The sequence below is a fragment of the Xanthomonas fragariae genome (genome assembly GCF_017603965.1).
Lineage (GTDB): Bacteria > Pseudomonadota > Gammaproteobacteria > Xanthomonadales > Xanthomonadaceae > Xanthomonas > Xanthomonas fragariae_A.
The window spans coordinates 3218283-3234520 of sequence record NZ_CP071955.1 but is presented as its reverse complement, the minus strand read 5'-3'; the positions used below and the strand labels follow the sequence as shown (position 1 = coordinate 3234520).

The 16238-nt window shown below is 63.3% G+C and carries 14 protein-coding genes and 2 other RNA genes; 6 read left to right on the top strand and 10 right to left on the bottom strand.

The features are described from left to right. The first annotated feature begins 7 nt into the window (after positions 1 to 7). From J5I97_RS15280 to J5I97_RS15270, 3 genes are all read left to right on the top strand, one after another. Complete coding sequence (locus tag J5I97_RS15280; RefSeq protein WP_208587432.1) at positions 8 to 760, top strand: CvpA family protein; 753 nt, start codon at positions 8 to 10, stop codon at positions 758 to 760. A 30-nt stretch (positions 761 to 790) separates the two neighbouring features. Beyond that, on the top strand, positions 791 to 2257 hold the full coding sequence (purF, locus tag J5I97_RS15275) for an amidophosphoribosyltransferase (protein WP_208587430.1): 1467 nt from the start codon (positions 791 to 793) through the stop codon (positions 2255 to 2257). A gap of 84 nt (positions 2258 to 2341) precedes the next feature. Then, positions 2342 to 3145, top strand: a complete 804-nt coding sequence (locus J5I97_RS15270) for a ferritin-like domain-containing protein (protein WP_208587428.1) — start codon at positions 2342 to 2344, stop codon at positions 3143 to 3145. A gap of 33 nt (positions 3146 to 3178) precedes the next feature. On the opposite strand, the gene J5I97_RS15265 is transcribed toward J5I97_RS15270, so the two are convergent. Beyond that, positions 3179 to 3244, bottom strand: a non-coding RNA gene (locus J5I97_RS15265) — sX9 sRNA. 238 nt (positions 3245 to 3482) lie between these two features. Between J5I97_RS15265 and J5I97_RS15260 the strand changes: the two genes are divergently transcribed. Further along, a complete protein-coding gene (locus J5I97_RS15260) occupies positions 3483 to 3902 on the top strand; it encodes a hypothetical protein (protein WP_208587427.1) in 420 nt (139 codons plus the stop codon). A 137-nt stretch (positions 3903 to 4039) separates the two neighbouring features. Here the strand turns inward: J5I97_RS15260 and lpxH are convergent, their stop codons facing one another. From lpxH to J5I97_RS15215, 9 genes are all read right to left on the bottom strand, one after another. Further along, positions 4040 to 4783 carry a UDP-2,3-diacylglucosamine diphosphatase gene (gene lpxH / locus J5I97_RS15255; RefSeq protein WP_208587425.1) on the bottom strand — a complete coding sequence of 248 codons (744 nt, stop codon included), beginning with the start codon at positions 4781 to 4783 and terminating at the stop codon, positions 4040 to 4042. A 372-nt stretch (positions 4784 to 5155) separates the two neighbouring features. After that, positions 5156 to 5698 (bottom strand): phosphatase PAP2 family protein, encoded by a 543-nt coding sequence (locus tag J5I97_RS15250; RefSeq protein WP_208587423.1) that lies wholly within the window; start codon positions 5696 to 5698, stop codon positions 5156 to 5158. After that, positions 5679 to 6815, bottom strand: a complete 1137-nt coding sequence (locus tag J5I97_RS15245) for a glycosyltransferase family 4 protein (RefSeq protein WP_208587422.1) — start codon at positions 6813 to 6815, stop codon at positions 5679 to 5681. Before J5I97_RS15245 ends, J5I97_RS15250 begins: the two co-directional genes overlap by 20 nt. A gap of 244 nt (positions 6816 to 7059) precedes the next feature. Continuing rightward, positions 7060 to 8580 (bottom strand): exopolyphosphatase, encoded by a 1521-nt coding sequence (gene ppx / locus J5I97_RS15240; protein ID WP_208587420.1) that lies wholly within the window; start codon positions 8578 to 8580, stop codon positions 7060 to 7062. A 175-nt stretch (positions 8581 to 8755) separates the two neighbouring features. After that, positions 8756 to 10858: a polyphosphate kinase 1 gene (ppk1, locus tag J5I97_RS15235; RefSeq protein WP_208591776.1), complete on the bottom strand. Its 2103-nt coding sequence runs from the start codon at positions 10856 to 10858 to the stop codon at positions 8756 to 8758. 113 nt (positions 10859 to 10971) lie between these two features. Continuing rightward, a non-coding RNA gene (locus J5I97_RS15230) (sX9 sRNA) lies at positions 10972 to 11053 on the bottom strand. Between the two features lie 68 nt (positions 11054 to 11121). Beyond that, positions 11122 to 12450, bottom strand: a complete 1329-nt coding sequence (gene phoR / locus J5I97_RS15225; RefSeq protein ID WP_208587418.1) for a phosphate regulon sensor histidine kinase PhoR — start codon at positions 12448 to 12450, stop codon at positions 11122 to 11124. Positions 12451 to 12525: 75 nt separating this feature from the next. Beyond that, a complete protein-coding gene (gene phoB / locus J5I97_RS15220; RefSeq protein ID WP_002806631.1) occupies positions 12526 to 13215 on the bottom strand; it encodes a phosphate regulon transcriptional regulator PhoB in 690 nt (229 codons plus the stop codon). Between the two features lie 186 nt (positions 13216 to 13401). Further along, positions 13402 to 15048 carry a M48 family metalloprotease gene (locus J5I97_RS15215; RefSeq protein WP_208587417.1) on the bottom strand — a complete coding sequence of 549 codons (1647 nt, stop codon included), beginning with the start codon at positions 15046 to 15048 and terminating at the stop codon, positions 13402 to 13404. A gap of 294 nt (positions 15049 to 15342) precedes the next feature. Here J5I97_RS15215 and grxC point away from each other — a divergent pair, with 294 nt between their 5' ends. Next, complete coding sequence (gene grxC, locus J5I97_RS15210; RefSeq protein WP_208587415.1) at positions 15343 to 15651, top strand: glutaredoxin 3; 309 nt, start codon at positions 15343 to 15345, stop codon at positions 15649 to 15651. Further along, positions 15648 to 16043 carry a carboxymuconolactone decarboxylase family protein gene (locus tag J5I97_RS15205; protein ID WP_208587414.1) on the top strand — a complete coding sequence of 132 codons (396 nt, stop codon included), beginning with the start codon at positions 15648 to 15650 and terminating at the stop codon, positions 16041 to 16043. Before grxC ends, J5I97_RS15205 begins: the two co-directional genes overlap by 4 nt. The last annotated feature ends 195 nt before the right edge of the window (positions 16044 to 16238 follow it).

Here is a 16238-nt window from a genome sequence, read left to right as displayed (position 1 = left end):
GTTGGCAATGATCGATATGGTATTGGGCGTCATCATTCTGGTGTCGGCCCTGTTGGGCTTGCTGCGTGGCTTTGTCGCGATCGTGGTCGGCACGCTGTCTTGGTTGCTGGCCGGCTGGGCGACGTTCCAGTTCGGCGGTTCGGTCGCGCGCTGGTTGGCCGATGGCAAGCATCCATCGGCTACCGAGTCGTTCGGCGGCTACGCGATGGTCTTCGTCGGGGTGCTGGTCGCCGTGGCAGTGATCGGCCTTGTGATCCGTGCCTGCGTTGATGCGGTCCGGCTCGGCGGCATGGACCGCATGCTCGGGTTCGGTCTTGGCGCGGTGCGCGGCGGATTTCTGGCCAGCGTGCTGGTATTGCTGATGGGCTTTACGCCGCTGCCGCGCGAGCGGTCCTGGCGCCAGTCGGTACTGCTGCCGATACTGTCGCCGGGCGTGGGATGGATGCGGGCGCAACTGCCCGCCTGGCGGATGCCGTCAATGGAGATGCCATCGATGGAACTCGGCAACTTGCCAACGGAGTTGGGGAAGTTGCCATCGGCAGGCGATACTACGGGCCTGGGCAAGGCGCTTGCGGGTTCCGGTCTCAGCGACACCATCACGCATGCGCTTGGCAAGTCCGGCAAAACTGCCAGCGACGAACGCGATCCGGCGCAAAAAACGATGCCGGCCACTATCGATCCGGCGCAGGTTCGCGGCGGAGAAAGCGACCCGGCTCGGGTCGAATCCCAAGAAGGCCGGGCACGGCCACATTCACAGTAACGGCGCAAGCCGAAGCGGAGAACGCGTACCATGTGTGGCATCGTCGGTATTGTCGGCAACCAGAACGTCGCCGGGCAGCTTTATGACGGCCTGACCGTCCTCCAGCATCGTGGCCAGGACGCCGCAGGGATCGCCACGGCCGATGGCACGCGTCTGCGTGTGCAGAAGGCTAACGGGTTGGTGCGCGATGTCTTCGACGAAAAGAAGATGGCGGTGCTGGAAGGCCGCGTCGGCATCGCGCACTGCCGCTATCCGACCGCAGGCTCGGAAGGCATGGACGAGGCGCAACCGTTCTACGTCAACTCGCCCTACGGCATCGCGCTGGCGCACAACGGCAACCTGATCAACACCGAGGCTTTGCGCCAACAGGTGTTCGAGGCCGACCGCCGCAACATCAACACCGATTCCGACAGCGAAGTGCTGTTGAACGTATTTGCCTACGAGCTGGACGCGCAGCGCATGCTCACCCCCGAGGCGGCGATCCGCGCGGTGGCCGGCGTGCACCGTCGCTGCAAGGGTGGCTATGCGGTCGTCAGCGTGGTGCTGGGCTTGGGTCTGGTAGCGTTCCGCGACCCGCATGGCATCCGTCCGCTGGTGCTGGGCAAGCGCGAGCACGCCGAAGGCACCGAATACATCGTGTCCTCCGAATCGGCGGCGCTGGATATTCTTGGCTATCAGCGCGTGCGCGATGTACGCCCGGGCGAAGCGCTGGTGATCACTGCGCGCGGCGAGCTGTTTTCGGAAATCTGCGCCGCACCGACCGACCACGCACCATGCATCTTCGAGTACGTCTATTTCGCGCGTCCCGATTCGATGATCGACAATATCTCGGTGCACAAAGCGCGCATGCGCATGGGCTTGAAGCTGGGCGACAAGATCCTGCGTCTGCGCCCCGATCACGATATCGACACCATCATTCCGATCCCGGACACCTCGCGCGATGTGGCGTTGGAGATGTCCAACGTGCTCGGGGTGAAGTACCGCGAGGGCTTCGTCAAGAATCGCTACGTGGGCCGCACCTTCATCATGCAGGGGCAGGGCGAACGGCAGAAATCGGTGCGTCGCAAGCTCAATCCGATCCATCTGGAATTCCGCAACCGTGTGGTGCTGCTGGTCGACGATTCGATCGTGCGCGGCACCACCAGCCGGCAGATCGTGCAGATGGCGCGCGATGCCGGCGCGCGAAAGGTGTATCTGGCCTCGGCCGCGCCGCCGGTGCGTTACCCCAACATCTATGGCATCGATATGCCGGCTGCCGAAGAGCTCATCGCGCATGGCCGCAGCGAGCTGGAAATTCAGGAATTTCTCGGCTGCGATTGGCTGATCTACCAGGATCTGGAAGATCTGGAAGTGGCCGTGCGCGAAGGTAATCCGGATATCAAGCAGTTCGATTCCTCGTGCTTCAACGGCGAGTACATCACCGGCATCGAGCCGGGCTATTTCGAACGCATCCAGCAACTGCGCTCGGACGATGCCAAGAAGCGCCGTCGCGCTTGAGGTTGTGCGGCAGCGTTGCGCACTCGCGCTGCCGCGTTCTGATCGCCGCGCTGGTCTGACCCATCGGTGAGCGATACAGTGACAATGGATCTTCTACAAGCTGCACACGCCTGCCTGCGAGCGGCCGATCCGCTGGAGAAGGTCGCGTTGACGCAGCGGTATGCAGCCGCGTTTCGCGCCGACACGCTGCCGTTGCCCTCGCTGCAGGCTGCGCCGCCCGAGCCGATCCGCATGCCGGGCCGACCGGCCGCGCCGGTGTTGGTGCATCCACGCGCGTTGCCGCGACGTGGATTGGGAACGCTGGAAGGACGCGCCGCCTTCATCCATGCCATCGCGCATATCGAACTCAATGCGATCGATCTGGCCTGGGATGCGGTGTATCGCTTCCGTGGGTTGCCGGATGCGTTCTACGCCGATTGGGTGACGGTGGCCGACGACGAATCGCGCCACTTCATGCTGTTACGCGCGCGACTGCAGGCGCACGATCATGACTACGGCGACTTCGCCGCGCACAACGGCCTGTGGGAAATGTGCGAGAAAACCGCGCATGAAGGTCTCGCACGCATGGCGCTAGTACCGCGTGTGCTCGAAGCGCGTGGCCTGGATGTGACGCCGGCGATGATCGTCAAACTGCGCTCGCTCGGCGATGCCGCCACCGCAGAAGTGCTAGAAATCATCTTGCGCGAAGAGGTTGCGCATGTGGCCGCCGGCTCACGCTGGTACCGTTGGTATTGCGAGCAGGCCGGCGTCGAGCCGCGTTCGCGCTTCAAGACACTGTTGCGTGAATACGCTGGCGGTTATCTGCATGGGCCCTTCAATGTCCAAGCGCGGCTGCTTGCAGGTTTCGATGAGGCCGAACTGGCCGATCTGGTTGAGCAGGCTGGCTGAGCAGTGGGTAGATGTCTGCGCGGGGTTTAGAGCGGCTAACAAAAACGTAGCGAGCAGTCGCCAGGTGGGTGCGGGCAGCGCTGAGTAAACGCAGCGCGTGTAAGGGGGGTAATGCAAATTCCGAGCACCGGCTGCGCCCGCCTGGCGGTGGCTCAGTAGTTTTGTTAGCCGCTCTAAGGCGACGATCGCCGGCTTGCGCTGATGTCTCATTGATCGTTAGTAGTCGGCCCGGCACTGGATACGCCGGGCCTTTTACCGCTACACCCGCGCGCGTCGATCGCGCAGACTAGGCGCATCGTCGGCAGTGGCCGGCCCTGTCTTGTCGAGCGGAGCACTCATGTCTACGTCCCTGCGTTATGCGGTTCTGTGCCTGGCTGCGCTAGCGGTTGCTGGATGCAAACAGGAGCCCGCCGACCCAGGCGCCGCGCAACCCAAACCCGCAGTTGCCGTGCCCGCACCGACCACCAGCAACGACGCTGAAGCACGCGCGCTGCATGTGCTCCAAGCACGCTTGCAGAGCGACCATTTTTATCCGGACAGCTGCATCAGCATCCTGTCCGAACAGAGCGATGCGCCGACGCCGGACGCCTTCGAATTCGCGGTGCACGAGCGTCATGGTAACGGCTGCCCCGGTGATCCGCAGACCAGCCCGGTGCGCGACCGCTTCCGCGTGCAGGCTGGTGGCAAGGTGCTCTGGTACGACGTGGTCAATGCCGATTTTGTCGACTACACCGAACATACGCGTAGCGGGCAGTAACGCGCTTCGGTCGCAAACGGCGCGCATTATTTGGAAGGTGGCGAGCGGTCGTTAGGTGGGTGTGGACGGTGCTCAGAACCGGAGCGATACCTGCCGCGCCCGCCTGGCTGTGAGCGCATTCGTTTTTGTTAGCCGTTCTAAAGCGCTAACTGCTCCAGCGACACGCCATCGGCATCGACGCGCAATACCGAGCCTTGTTCGTACCAGTCGCCCAGCACAATGCGTGTGCAGGTGTGGCCGCCGGCTCGCAGGGTGTGGATCGCAGGGCGATGAGTATGGCCGTGGATCAGACGGTCCAAACCGTAATGCAGGAAGGTCGTTTCCACTTCGGCCGGGGTGACGTCGGTGATGGTTTCAAAGCGCGATTGGTCGCCTTGCTTGAGTTCTGCATGACGCGCCTGGCTCGCAGCACGTGCCTGCTGCGCGAATGCCACCCGTGCCGCTAGCGGCTGCGCCAGAAACTGCGCCTGAAACAGCGGGTCGCGGGTCTGCGCACGGAACGTCTGATACGCGGTGTCGTCGGTGCAAAGCAAATCGCCGTGCATCAGCAGTGTCGGGTGCCCGTACAGATCGATGACGGTGGGGTCGGGCAGGATGCGGAAGGCCGCACGCTGCGCGTACCCCTCGCCAACTAGAAAGTCACGATTGCCCGGCATGAAGAACACCGGCACGCCGCTATCTGCCACTGCGTGCAGCGCCACGGCAACCGCATCGGCAGCGGTGGAGGGCGTGTCGTCGCCAATCCAGGCTTCGAACAGATCGCCGAGGATGTAGAGAGCCTCGCTACCGGGCGCCTGCGTGTGCAGGAAGTCCAGAAACAACTCGGTGATCGCCGGCCGGGCCGGATCCAAATGCAGGTCGGAAATGAGCAGTGTCGTCATTGCGCCATTGTACGGCGGGAGCGCGGGACGGGAGCCGGGTCGGGCTCCGGCCGGGATTCGGTAGTAGGCATTCGAGAATATGGATTCGAGATTCGACGAAGCGTTGGATCGGCACTGCAACTGTCGTGCGCAAAGATGCCGCACCTACGGCGTCGAGTATTGGTACTGCATTCGGGGGCCAGAAATCCTAGCTGCCAGAGGTGACCTGTGGCGGCAACCTCGTTCAATGCGCAGGTTCTCTCAGCAGCCAGGCCTTTCCTCGCTCCTGCGGGACCCTCGCCTCATAAAGAGGCCAATGTTCCGACGGGAGAAGGGGCCGGTGCGGACGCTTGCCTTCGCGTCAGGTGGACCATTCGGCCGCCGATCAATTCATCAGCCCAACATCACCGGCAGCCCCCACAGCGATAGACCGGCCAGCAACACCCCGATCACCGTGGCGGCCAGCACATCGCTTGGATAGTGCAGCCCCAGCACCACGCGCGAAAGCGCCACGCAGGCCGAAAACGGCACCAGCAGCGGTGCGAGCCAGGGGTAGTAAGCCAACGCCACGATGCTGAAAGACACCGCGTGCAAGGTGTGGCCGGAGGGGAAACTGAACTCGTCCAGCGGCGCGACCCAGGCGCGAATGCGCACGTCGGCTGCGTACGGGCGGGGGCGACGGGTCCAGCGTTTGAGCGCTTTGTACAACGTCAGTGCCAGCACGCCGCTGGCTGCCATGTGTGCGGACGCACGCACACCGTCCATGCCGTCGAGTACCACCAGCAAGCCCATCAGGCCGTACCAGAACACGCCGTCGCCCAGGCGACTGATCGTGGCGAATGCGCGACGTACCGGGTTGCGCCGGCAACAATAGTTGGCGCGTCGGCACCAACGCGCTTCGTGACCGCGCAACACCTCAAGCCGCGTTGACGACATAACGCCCCCGTGCAGCGGTGATGCCCAGCAGCATGGCTTCGAAATCGGAGACCACATTGTCAGGATGCAATTTCTTCATCGCCTGCGCGGCCGCAGTACCCATGCGCTGGCGCAACGCGTCGTCTTCTGCGAGAGCGATAGTGGCCTGGATGAAGGCCTCATCGGTGTCCACCGCTGCACCAGTCTGGCCGTTGCGCAGATACTCGCGTGCGGCGCCGTAATCGAAGGCGACAGTGGCCACACCACTGGCCATCGCTTCCAAGGTCACGTTGCCGAAGGTTTCGCTGCGGCTGGGAAACAGGAACAGATCGCCGCTGGCGAAGTGGCGCGCCAACGTATCGCCGCGCTGGATCCCGCAGAAGATGAAGTCCGGGTTGTCGCGGGCGACTTTTTCGCGTGCAGGACCATCGCCGACCCACACCAAGCGCGCCTTGGGTCGGATCTGCTGCAGTTTGCGGAATGCGCGAATCGCCAGCGGTAAATTCTTTTCGTTGGCGATCCGCCCGACATAGATCGCCGCCAAGCCTTGGCCTTCGATGCCCCACTGGGCGCGCAATGCAAGGTCGCGGCGGTTTGGATCGAACTTCTGGCTGTCCACCGCGCGCGCCAGCAACTGCACACGCTCGAAACCGCCGTCGCGCAGAAATTGTTGCAGCTCGTGTGTCGGTACCAACGTGGCGTCGGCCTGGTTGTGGAAGCGTCGCATCCAGCGCAACGCAGTGCCTTGCAGCCAGGCGGCGCCGTAGTCGGGCAGGTATTGGTCGAAACGCGTGTGGAAGCCGGTGGCGACCGGAATGCCGAGGCAACGTGCCGCGCGCATCGCCGACCAGCCCAATGGGCCTTCGGTGGCCACGTAAATCGCATCCGGTTGCCTCGTTCGCCAATGACGGATGAGACGTTGCGTGGCCGGCAGGCCGAATTTCAATCCCGGGTAACGCGGCAGCGACGCACCACGTACCAGCAGCGCGGTGGCTGTGTCGGTATCGCTGCTCTGGCGTGGGCGCACGACGTCCACCCGGTGTCCGCGTGCGCGCAGGCCGGTTTCTAGGCCATGCACGGTCAGCGCAACACCGTTGACTTCGGGGGGATAGGTTTCGGTAACGATCGCGTAGCGCATGCTCGTTCTCCCGTTTTCGCTAGCTTCCGGGAGCGTGGTGGCATTGATATTGCGCCGACAAGACGTGTCGGTGACAAGGGCGAGGGGAGTGGAAATTCGGGATTGGAGAGTCGCAAAAGTGGTTTCCACGCATCTCGGCGATCACGTAACGCATCACCTGTCGCGATCGACGAATCGCGAATCGCGAATCGCGAATCCCTAATCCCTAATCCCGAATCCCGAATTCCGCCTGAGGCCGCAGGCCTCAGGCGACAAATGGTTTGAACGCGATCCCTAGGCCGGCCATGCTTTCGACTTCGCCGATCAGATCGGCGCGTAGCAACGGGCGTGAGTCGATCCAGCTTTGCGACAGGATCAATGACAATTGCGCGTCATCGGCGGTGAGTTCCAGGGTCGGGATCGGGTCTGTCTCGTGCGCGCGGTGCAGCAGCACCGCCAAGCGCAGCAGGGCGGCCTTGCGGCGAGTCGGCAACAGCAGCCGATCGGGCAGCGCCTCGAACGCGGTCTTTGGCACATTGCGCCGATGTGTGCGCACCAGCGATGCCAGCACCTGTTGCTCTTGCCGCGAGAAACCGGCGATATCCGAGTGTTCCAGGATGTAGCTGCCATGCACGTGGTATTGGCTGTGCGCGATGATCAGGCCCAGCTCGTGCAGGCGCGCGGCGCGGCGCAACACCTGCGCATCATCGCCATCCAGTTGCCAGGATTCGCAAACCTGGTCGAATAGGCGGCATGCGGTGTCTTCCACACGTCGCGCCTGTACTTCGTCGATGCCGTAGCGTTGCACCAGCGAGGCCACCGAGCTGTCGCGCGGGTCGTTTTCGCCGCCGCGGCCGAGCATGTCGTACAAGATGCCTTCGCGCATCGCCGCCTTGCTGACCATCAGCTTCTCCAGCCCAAGGGCTTGGAATGCTGCCTCAAGCACCAGAATCCCGCCGGCAATGATCGGGCGGCGCTCGGCGGCCAGGCCAGGCAATTGGATGTCTTCGATGCGCTTGGCCTTGAGCAGTTCTTCGCGCAGCGCCGGTAGCGCCTCGGCGGTGATCGCGCCCTTGGTGAGCTTCATTGCCGCACAGATCTCGCCGATGGCCTTGTGCGTGCCCGATGAGCCGATCGCCTCATGCCAACCCAGCGCTTTGTACTGGTTGGCGAACTGCTGGAACTCGGCACCGATCTCGGTCAGCGCGTCCTTCCATTTTTTTTTCGATAGCTTGCCACCGGGGAAAAAGCGCCGCGTGCTGGCGATGCAGCCGGCCTGCAGACTTTCGCGTTCCAGCGTCTGAAAACCGCAGCCGATGATAAATTCGGTCGAGCCGCCACCGATATCGATCACCAGCCGGCGTTGATCGGGCTTGGGCGGTTGCGCATGTGCCACGCCCAGGTAGATCAGGCGCGCTTCCTCGCGTCCGCTGACCACTTCGATCGCGTGCCCGAGCGCAGTTTCGGCCGGCATCAAAAACGCCTGTGGCGAGCGCAGCTGACGTACTGTGTTGGTGGCCAATGCGCGCACCCGCAAGGAGGGCACTTCGCGGATGCGCTGACCGAAACGCGCCAGGCATTCGAGCGCGCGCTCACGCGCTTCGTCGGAGATGCCACCTTTGCCATCCAGGCCGTCGGCCATGCGCACGGTCTCACGCAGGCGGTCGACGACGCGCAGCTGACCCACCAGGTAGCGCGCAATGACCATGTGGAAACTGTTGGACCCTAAGTCGATGGCGGCAAGAAAATCGCCATCGCGCACGGGCGGTATCGTGGGGGAGGGCATTAGCATGGCCGCATGGTAGCCGATGGGCCGTTGCCCCGTGAGAGGCTATCAAAGCGATGGCATTCGCCATCAAGGGGGCCGTCCGCTGCTGGGTGTCGCATGTAGCACTCGTCCACTACGGTTCCAAACGCGCTTGCGTACCTAACCTGACGCTCGTTAGTTTTCTCAGCCGGTTTCAGAGCCGATCGAGCAAGATCATCTGCGCCGAATGCGCTGGCTCGCCCGGACCCGGTGTGCGCTTGTGGTACACGCCCTCGGCATCCAGCTCCCAGGCGCTGACGTTGTCGTCCAAATAGTTCTGTAGCACTTCGCGGTAGGCGCGCTTGGCCAGGTCCGGGTCCAGGATCGGGAAGCAGGTTTCCACACGCCGCAGCAGGTTGCGTTCCAGCCAGTCGGCGCTGGCGCAATACAGTTCTGCCGCGCCATCGTTGCCGAACCAGTACACGCGACTATGTTCCAAAAAACGCCCCACGATCGACCGCACGCGGATGTTGTCGGAAACGCCCGGCACGCCCGGCCGCAGCGTGCAGGCGCCGCGCACGATCAGGTCGATCTGCACGCCCGCTTGCGAGGCCGTGTACAGCGCGCGCACTACCTGCGGTTCGTTGAGCGCGTTCATCTTGGCGATGATGCGACCGGGGCGACCATTGCGTGCCAGCCGGGTTTCGCGTTCGATCCGTTTCAGCACGCCGGCATGCAGTGTAAACGGCGATTGCAGCAACTGTTCCAGCTTCATGCGCGGTGCAAGCCCGGACAATTGCTGGAACAGCATATGCACGTCGTTGCCGATTTCCACATCCGCGGTGATCAGGCTGATGTCGGTATAGAGGCGCGCGGTGCCGCTGTGGTAGTTGCCGGTGCCCAGATGCACATAGCGTTTGAGCTTGCGCCCCTCGCGCCGCACGATCAGCAGCATCTTGGCGTGGGTCTTGAAGCCAACGACGCCGTAGACCACTTGCACGCCGGCTTCCTGCAATTTGTCGGCCAGGCCCAGGTTGGCTTCTTCGTCGAAACGCGCGCGCAGTTCCACCACCACGGTGACATCCTTGCCGTTGCGCGCGGCCAGGATCAACGCATCGACAATCAGAGAATCCTTGCCGGTGCGGTAAAGCGTCTGCTTGATTGCGAGCACGTTCGGGTCGATCGCGGCCTGGCGGATTAAGTCCAGCACCGTAGTGAAGGCATCGAAAGGATGATGCAGCATGACATCGCCCTTGCTGACGATCTCGAAGATGCCTTCGCTGTCGCGCAGGGTGCGCGGATTGAACGAGGGATACTTGAGTTCGGGGCGCTGCACCATGTCGTAGACCTGGGTGACGCGGCTCAGATTGACCGGCCCGACGATGCGGTACATGGCGTTTTCGTTCAGCCCGAAATTCTGCAGCAAGGTACGCATGATCGGCGCCGGGCAATCATGCGCGATCTCCAGACGCACCGCCGGCCGGTAGCCACGCGTGACCAATTCGTCGCGCAAGGCCAGTGCAAGATTTTCGACTTCTTCCTCGTCCACCACCAGTTCGGAATTGCGGGTGACACGGAACTGGTAAGAGCCCTTGACATGCATGCCCGGGAACAATTCGTCGATAAATTCGGACAGCACCGAAGACAGGAACACGAAGCTCTGCGTTCCGTCCGGCGACAAACTCGCCGGCAATTGGATAATGCGCGGCAACGACCGCGGCGCGCGCACGATGGCCAGGTGGCCGGCGCGACCAAATGCGTCCTGGCCTTCCAGCACCACCACAATGTTCAACGTCTTGTTGAGAATCTTCGGGAACGGATGCGCCGGGTCCAGACCCAAAGGCGACAGCACCGGCATGATCTCGTTGCGAAAGTACGCACGCAGCCAACGCTTCTGGCGCGAATTCCACACCGTGCGGCTGAGTACCGCCACGCCTGCCGACTCCATCGCTGGGCGCAGCACTTCGTTCCACGCGTGATACTGCTGCTCGACCAACTTTGCCGCACGATCATGTACGGCGTTGAGAATGGCCGTCGGGCTCAATCCATCCGGTGCGGGTGGCAGACCGAACTCCTGCGCATGCCGCACGGTGGCCGCACGGATCTCGAAGAACTCGTCCAGGTTGGTGCAGGAAATGCACAGGAAACGCAGCCGTTCCAGCAACGGCACCTGCTCATCCAGCGCTTGCGCCAGCACTCGAAAATTGAAGTCCAGTTGCGACAGCTCACGATTGATGTAGAACGCCGGATCGCGCAACGGATCGGTGGCGATGTCTTCGGACGGTGTGACGTCGTGCAAGTGTTTGGCGTGGCCCATGGAGTCGGTCATCAAGACGGAGATAGTGTGCGTGGTTACTGCGCACGACATGCAGCGTAGGCAATGCAGCGCGCGTTGTGCGGGCGCATCGCACCGCGGCGCGCACTTAGAGCGGCTAACAAAACGTAGCGAGCAGTCGTCAGGTGGGTGCGGACGCGGACGGCGCGCAGCAACCGGAGTGTACGCGTGGTACATGCCGATTCCGAGCACCGGCCGCGCCCGCCTGGCGGCGCAGTAGTTTTGTTAGTCGCTCTTACTACATATCACGCCGAGCGTGTCAGTGGCAGTGACTGCTCGCGCTGCACCACGCGTGCAGCTACGAAGTGACACGAGAATTCGCTGCCGCGCCCCACTTCGCTTTCGATCTCCAGACGCGCCTGATGCAGCCCCAGGATATGCTTGACGATCGATAAGCCAAGTCCGGTGCCGCCGCTCTCGCGTGAGCGGCTGCTGGATACGCGATAAAAGCGTTCGGTGATGCGCGGCAGATGCGAGGCGGGAATGCCGTAGCCGGTGTCGCGCACTGCCAGTGCCGCGCCATCGCCTTCGCACACAAAACGGATCGTCACCGTGCCGCCGCAGGGCGTATAGCGCACCGCGTTGGTGACAAGATTGGAAAACGCGCTGTGCAATTCCTTGTTGGAGCCGAGCAGGTCCACGCCGGCCTCATCGAACACCTCCACCGTGTGACGGCCCTGGCTGTGTGCCTGGGCCTCGCGACGCAAGGTCGAGAGCATCGGCGCCATCGCCACGTGTTCTTCGCCCAGTTCTTCCTGAGATTCCAGTCGCGACAGCGTCAATAGATCTTCGACCAGCTGCGCCATGCGCTGCGATTGCTTGCGCATCTCCGCCAGCATAGGACCCGAATCGGGGAAGTCTTCCGGATCGAGCATGTCCAGATAGCCGTGCACCACTGTCAGCGGCGTACGCAGTTCGTGGGAGACGTTGGCCACGAAGTCGCGGCGCACCTGTTCCAGCCGCAGCAGCTTGCTGACATCGCGCGCCACCAACAGCCAGTAATCGTCGGAGTAGGGGATCAGGCGCAGATTCAGGCGCAGATCCGGGTCGACCGGCGAGGCGGCATCGAGCATTGGCTCGGCATTTCGACCGGCCGCCAGCCAATGCGCTAGTGGTAACGGCTGCAGCCGCTCCACCACCGACACGCCCATGTCGCCGGGATGATGCAGACCGAGCAATCCACCGGCGGCCTTGTTGAACCACTGCACATGCTGGCTGTTGCGATCCACCACCACCACCGCGTCGGGCAACGCCTGTGCGGCGGCGCGATAGGTACGCAACATGTCGACCAGGCGGCGCTTGCGCCCGCGCATTTCGGCTTGGCTGCGATACAGCAACCGGTCCAGTTCGTTCCAGGCGCCGACACCGGCCGCCGGCTCGGCACGCTGACGTGCAGTCAGGCGGCGCAGCACCTGACGCAGCCGCCAGTAATGCCAGGCCAGCACACCTGATGCGGTGAGCGTCATCGCCATCCATACGTGCCCGATCAGCACGCCCGCCAGCACGGCAGCGCCCAACAACAGCGCAAGGGTGCCAAGCGTCTTGAGCCAGGCGGAACGGATGTGTTGGGGCATGGAAGGCGTTACCACGAAGCGTCATGTAGCATGCGACCTGGCCAACCTGCGGCCGGGCCGGCTTTGCGGCACGTACTAGGTTGCCGAAGAAAAACGATAGCCCGAGCCACGCACAGTCTGCACCATGTTTTCCAGGCCGAACGGTTCCAGCGTCTTGCGCAGGCGGCGGATATGCACGTCGATGGTGCGCTCCTCCACATACACGCTGCCACCCCAGACATGATCCAGCAGCTGGGTGCGCGTATACACGCGCTCCGGATGGGTCATGAAGAAGTGCAGCAAGCGGTATTCGGTTGGGCCGATCGGCACTGGCGCATCGCCAGCGAACACCCGATGCGCAGCGCCATCGATGCGCAGCCGACCCACCGCCACGCTGCCGTCTTCGTCGTCTTCGCGGGTACGGCGCATCACCGCACGGATACGTGCCAGCAACTCACGCGCTGAGAACGGCTTAACAACGTAATCGTCGACGCCGGCTTCCAGGCCACCGACGCGGTCGTTCTCTTCGCCGCGTGCAGTCAGCATGATGATCGGAATCTCGCGGGTCAGCTGCTCTTTGCGCCAGCGGCGTGCAAGGTCCAGCCCGCTGGTGCCTGGCAACATCCAGTCCAGCAGGATCAGATCCGGCACGCGGTCGGCGATGGCGGTCTGCGCCTCGCGGGCGTCGCCGGCATGGATGGGTTCGAACTCGCCCTTGCGCAGCGCGAACGCCACCATGTCGCGGATCGCGGGTTCGTCATCGACGATCAGAATGCGTTTTTGCACGCGGGGCTTACCGTCTGGCTTTGATTGATCGTCAGTAGACTACTGTTTTGTGACTATAATGTGACATTCCGGGCGCATGCCATATGGATCGAGGCGTTACGAAGCGGGCTATGCCGCGCTCAACCAGTACATGCAGCGTTCTATTTGCACTGGAAAGACCTGACATAGCACAGCGCGTCGCGGGCATTAGCGCGTCGACAAATCCGGGTCGCGGATCCCTTGGCGACGCAGCTCCAGCACAGTCGGGGTAATCGCTGCAATGCGCGCATCCACACGTGCCCGTGTCACATAGTCGAGATCTTTCTTTTTCAGCGCTTCTAGCTGGATCAAAGCCTGCTCGGGGCGACCGTTCAAATACGCTGATTCCGCATACGCCTCGCTGGCGCGCAGATAGTCGTCGGACAGCTCGCAGGCGCGGGCATAGGTCTGCTGCAGCAACGGGTCTTCGCTATTGCGGTGCAGCAGCGGCTCCAGTACCTGGCGCGCGCGCTGGCCGGATTCCTTGCCGGCCTGTTCATTGAGTGCACTAGCGTAGGTCAACGCCACTGCGCGATTGTTCGGCAATTGCTTGAGTAGCGCGTCGAAGCGCGCATTGGCCACCTCGCGCTGGCCGGCGCGCGCCTGCGCCTCACTCAGGCCCAGCGCCAGCCATGCGTTATCCGGATGCGCTTTGAGCAAGCTGGCCAGCTCGGCCAGCGGTTCGCCCGGCCGGCCACCGCTGTTACGCAGCCGCGCCAGTGCCAGCCCGTAGCGCTGCGCATCGGTCAGCCCCTGCTTGGCACTGCGACGCAGGTTTTCGTATTCGCCAATGGCTGCATCCGGCGTGGTCGCGCTAAGAACACGCAGGCGCTCCTTGGCCCAGTCGAAGCCCTGCTGATCGCCGCTCCGGCTGAGCGCATCCACCGGCAGCCGCAGCGCATACGGAAGCAGCGCATTGCCGTTAGGGCTGAGCAGCTCGGACAGCGACGGGTTGGCGGGGTCCACGCGTTCCTGACGGGTCCCGCCCGGCACCGAAGTAGTCACTACCACGGTGTTCTTTTTCATCTGCTCGGCGTGCGCCTTGGCCTCGCTGATGCGGTTGCTGGTGACCGGGTGGGTCTGCAGGAAGTCCGGCGCGCTGTCGCCGCCTTCGTTGGCGCGCATCGCCACCGACATGCGCTCGAAGAATCCGGCCATCGCATCTACGTCGTAGCCGCTGCGCACCAGCGTGCGGATGCCTAGCCGGTCGGCTTCGGATTCGTTGGAGCGGGTGTAGTCGATCTGCCGCTGCTGCATCAGCCCCATCGCACTGGTGATGGTGGCCATGGTGGCGTCGCCCTTGGAATTGCCCCCGGCCTGTTGCGCCGCGACCACCGCTGCCAGCATGCCGAGCAGGATCGGAATTCGGTCGCGCTGCGCCCGCTCCACCCCGCGCAGCACGTGCTGTTGGGTGACGTGGGCGATTTCGTGCGACAGCACCGCGGCCACTTCGTCCTCGCGCTCGGCGGTCAATACCATCCCCGCATTGACCGCGACATAGCCGCCCAGAGTGGCGAACGCATTGATCTGGCGGTCGCGCAGCATGAAAAACGTAAACGGCTGCTGCGGTTGGTCGCTGTTGGCGCCCAGCCGGGTGCCCATGGTCTGCAGCCAATCGGTGATCAGCGGGTCGTCCAGCACGTAGTCGTAGTTGCGCAACTCGGCCAGCATCATCTTGCCGTACTCGGCCTGGCGCGCCGGGGTCAGCAACTCGCCGGCCGAGGAGCCGATATCGGGCAGGCGGCTTTCTTGCGCAGGTGCCACACCCATGGCGACGGCCAGCGTGAGGGCGGTGGCGAGCGGTAGCAGGCGCAAGTGGAACTCCCCAATGGTGCGCGGAGCATGCAGGCGGCACGGCGCAATGGCGTGAATCGATAATAAAAGAGCGACAACCGTAAGATTACTGCGCGTCAGCCAGGCGGGCGCTGCCGGTATTCGGTGCGGCAGGTGTCGTGTACACCGCAGCTTCCGCGCGCCGTCCTCACCCAGCCGATGACCGCTCGCTAGGGTTTGGTCGCCTTATCTGATCCACAGTGTTGCGGCGACGAGATGGAAATTCCAGTCTACCGGTACCATCTGTCAGACCTCAGACCAACCACAGAGTTTCCCGTGAGCCAAGACCATACCGATCAGGACGCAGCCACCGGCCCGCAGATCACCCTGTATTCCTCTGCCATCTGCCCGTACTGCGTGGCCACCAAGAACTTCCTCAAGAGCAAGGGGCGGACCTGGACCGAGGTACGCATCGATCTCGACCCGGCCGAGCGCAACAAGATGATTGCGCTCACCAAGCGCAGCAGCGTGCCGCAGATCTTCGTCGGCGACGTCCATGTGGGCGGCTACGACGACATGATGGCCATGCACCGCGCCGGCAAGCTCGAACCGTTGCTGGCCGGCACCGCGAGCGGTCAAGCATGAGTGGTGACGAAAGCAGCACGGAAGACCAACTGCGCGAGTTCACCGAATTTCGCCAGCGCATGAACCAGCGCATCCTGGCCGAGCCAAATCAGGTGGTGCGCCGCTTCTTCGCGCTGGACACGCAGACCTATCAGGCCGGCGCCCTGGACGTGAAGACCAAGGAGCTGCTCGGCCTGGTCGCCTCGATGGTGCTGCGCTGCGACGACTGCATCAGCTATCACGTCGCCCAGTGCAAAGAAGCTGGCGTGACCCGGGAGGAGTTCTTCGAGACTTTCTCGGTCGGCTTGATGGTCGGCGGCTCCATCGTGATCCCGCATCTGCGCCGCGTGGTGGATTTTCTCGACCAGCTCGAAGGCGGCGCACAGGCACCGGCGCAGCACGCGCACGACTGACGCAGGCCTGATCGTCTGCCAGGCATGACTCAAATGCGCCGCCCACCGAGGCGGCGCATTGCGTTGGGGCGGTTGTCGATCGTTTTTAGACCAAGGTCGGTTTGGGCGCCTTCACCGGCATCGGGCATAATTGTCGATGAAACCTCATTGCGCCGATCTGCCGGGTTTCCGGCTGGCGCTCCCCCTTAAGTTCGG